General features: G+C 59.6%; 2 protein-coding genes. Both read right to left on the bottom strand.

What is annotated here, in order from left to right:
* Nucleotides 1-68: 68 nt before the first annotated feature.
* Nucleotides 69-1,937 carry a molecular chaperone HtpG gene (gene htpG, locus WB528_RS22755; protein ID WP_423890911.1) on the bottom strand — a complete coding sequence of 623 codons (1,869 nt, stop codon included), beginning with the start codon at nucleotides 1,935-1,937 and terminating at the stop codon, nucleotides 69-71.
* Nucleotides 1,938-1,994: 57 nt separating this feature from the next.
* Nucleotides 1,995-2,732, bottom strand: coding sequence for a GntR family transcriptional regulator (locus WB528_RS22750; protein WP_423890909.1), 738 nt, complete (start codon nucleotides 2,730-2,732; stop codon nucleotides 1,995-1,997).
* Between the last annotated feature and the right edge of the window lie 152 nt (nucleotides 2,733-2,884).

Below are 2,884 nucleotides of genomic sequence, written 5' to 3'. Positions count from 1 at the left end.
CCACTAGCGTGAGTGCATCGTACGGCAGCGCCGCGTCCCGCGCCAACACCTCTGTCCGCCACCAATTTTCACCCCTTCGAAAAACCGCCCACAACGAGGCGATTCAAGCGGTTCGCAAACGCCGCCGGATCTTCCGGCAACTCGCCGTCCAGAATCTGCGCCTGTTCGAGAAGAAGGAAAGACAGGTCGGCGGCGTTCTCGCCGGCCTGCGGGATCGCCGCGACCAGTGGATGGCGAAGGTTGATTTCGAGAATGGGCTTGGTATCGACGCCGCGGTTTTGCTGCGCCAATAACCGTTCAAGCTCGCGATCGGGACCGTGGCTGCCGGCGACCAGACAGGACGCGCTCGCGGTCAGGCGCTGCGAGGCGCGGACGTCGGCGACGCGATCGCCAAGGTGAAGCTTGATCGCAGCGATGATGTTGGCTTCATCCGCCGCAGGCTTTCCCTCGTCCTTCTTGCTGTCGTCGAGTAGTGGGATCAGGGAGAAGTCGACGTCGCCCTGGCTCAGCGACTTCAGCGGCTTGCCGTCGAAATCGAACCGTGCCGACGTCCAGAAAGCATCGACCGGATCGGTCAGGAGCAGAACCTCGATGCCGCGCGCGGTTGCCGATTCCAGCTTGGGATTACTCTTCAATCGCTCGATGCTGTCGCCGGCCAGCAAGTAAATCTCGGTCTGGTTCGGTTTGAGGTCCGCGACATATTGCTTGAGGGTGCGCTTTTCGCCCGACGTGGTGGTGAACCGCGACAAGGCCAGGAGTTTTTCACGGCGCTCGAAATCCTCATAAATACCTTCCTTGATAACAGAACCGAAGGCGTCCCAGACCTTGGTAAACTCCTCCGGCTGCTTGTCGGCGAGCGTCTCGAGTTCGCTGACGATGCGACCGGTGACGGCTTTTCGGATCTGCACCAGTTGCGGATTGTTCTGCAACATCTCGCGCGAGAGGTTGAGCGGCAGGTCCTCGCTGTCGATGACGCCGCGGATAAAGCGCAAATAGGCCGGCAACAGGTCGGCATCGTCGGTGATGAACACCCGCCGGACATAAAGCTTCACCTTTCCCTTGCGCGCGGGGTCGAACAGGTCGAACGGCTTGGTCGAGGGCGCAAACAGCAGGACCGCGTAGGAATAGCGTCCTTCTGCGCGGTAGTGCAGTGTCATCGCCGGTTCGTCGAAGGCGCCAGCGATCGACTTGTAGGCTTCCTTGTAATCTTCCGGCTTGAGTTCGGATTTCGGCCGCTGCCAGAGCGCACTTGCCGAGTTGATCTGTTTGGACTCGCCCTTGTCGTCGACCAGTTCGATCGGAAACTGGATATTGTCGGAATAGGCGCGAACGATGCGTTCGATTTCGTAAGCCTCGAGATATTTCGCCGCATCCTTCTTCAGGCGCAGGACGATACGCGTTCCGCGCTCGGGCGCTTGCGCATCGTCCTTGCCGGCCGGCGCAATTTCAAAACCCGATCCACCCTCAGAGGACCATGTCCACGCCTCGTCGCTGCCGGCGCGGCGGCTTGTGACAACGATGCGCTCGGCGACCATGAAGGCCGAATAGAAGCCCACACCGAACTGTCCGATCAGGCCGATGCCGTCCTTGGCTTCCTTCAGGCGCGACACGAAGGATTTGGTGCCGGAGCGGGCGATGGTGCCGAGATTGTCGATCAGTTCCTGCCGGTCCATGCCGATGCCGGTATCGGCAATGGTCAGCGTATTGGCGTTCTTGTCCGGAAAGATGCGGATTTTCGGCAGCTGCCCATCGCCGATCAGCGCAGGATTGGCGATCGCTTCATAACGCAACTTGTCGCAGGCGTCCGATGCATTCGAAATCAGCTCGCGCAGGAAAATATCGGTTTCCGAATAAACCGAATGCACCATCAGGTTCAGGAGTTCGGAAACCTCGGCCTGAAATGGCTGCGCTTCAACAGGGGGGTCGATGGTCGTCATGCTCTTGGCTCACGGGAAAGTGCGGAAAATGTCGATATAGCGGGCTGGAATTCAAGATCAAGAATAATCGCCTGGATGATCTTTCCTGCGCTCGCTCAGATAGCCGACCAGCGATGTCTTGATGCTGGCGACGTGTTCGCGCATCAGCATTTCCGCGCGCCAGGGTTCTCGCGCGACGACGGCTTCGAAGATGCGGTGATGATCGTCGTGCCGGCGGCGGACGTCGTGATATTCAAACACCACGATGTTGCGGGTCGACGACACCGGCACATGGTGGCAGATCCGGATCATTTCGCTCAGCATGCGATTGCCTGCCGCTGCCAGTAGCGCATCGTGAAAATCGCCGTTGATATCGCGGTAGATCGTGAGGTCGCCCGCCGCGAACGAGCCGCGCTCGAGCAATTTGTCGCCGGAGGCCAAGGCCCGCTCGATGATTTTTCTTTCCTGGTCGCCAAGCCCGCGCTCGGCCGCAAAGCGTACGGCGACACCTTCCAGTGCGGCTCGGATGTCGTAGGCATCGACAATGGCGGGGAGGGGAAATTCGCGTACGGTGAAGCCGCGGTTCGGCGCGTAGTCCAATAGTCCTTCACCGGCGAGGGCCTGCAGGGCTGCGCGCACCGGGGTGCGTGATACCGAAAGCGCCTTTGAGAGCTGGACCTCGTTGAGCCGTTCGCCGGCGCTGACCGCGCCACCGAGAATGGCTTCCCGCACGCGGTCCATGACCGACAGCGCACGGTTGCCGGCGCGCGTTACGCCCGCAGATTCGTCGGTCGTCGGATCGATCAAGTCGGCCATCGCGAGAGGTGTCCAACAATAAATGTGTATACACTTCGTCTGAAAACTACCACAGTCTTTGCCTAGAAATCCAGCATCTAAGCTATTCTAGGGGCCCGTAAGCCACCGAAAGAGAGGTGCACTTTGAAAAGTGTATGTAATCAGTATTGACT

This window comes from Bradyrhizobium sp., from assembly GCF_049586575.1.
Taxonomy (GTDB): domain Bacteria; phylum Pseudomonadota; class Alphaproteobacteria; order Rhizobiales; family Xanthobacteraceae; genus Bradyrhizobium.
Note: the sequence above shows the minus strand (reverse complement) of the source record. Positions and strands in the feature narration are given on the sequence as shown.

Bases quoted from the DNA above. Each gene is read 5' to 3' on its own strand.
- htpG (WP_423890911.1), bottom strand. From the start codon at position 1,937: ATGACGACCATCGACCCCCCTGTTGAAGCGCAGCCATTTCAGGCCGAG.
- WB528_RS22750 (WP_423890909.1), bottom strand. From the start codon at position 2,732: ATGGCCGACTTGATCGATCCGACGACCGACGAATCTGCGGGCGTAACG.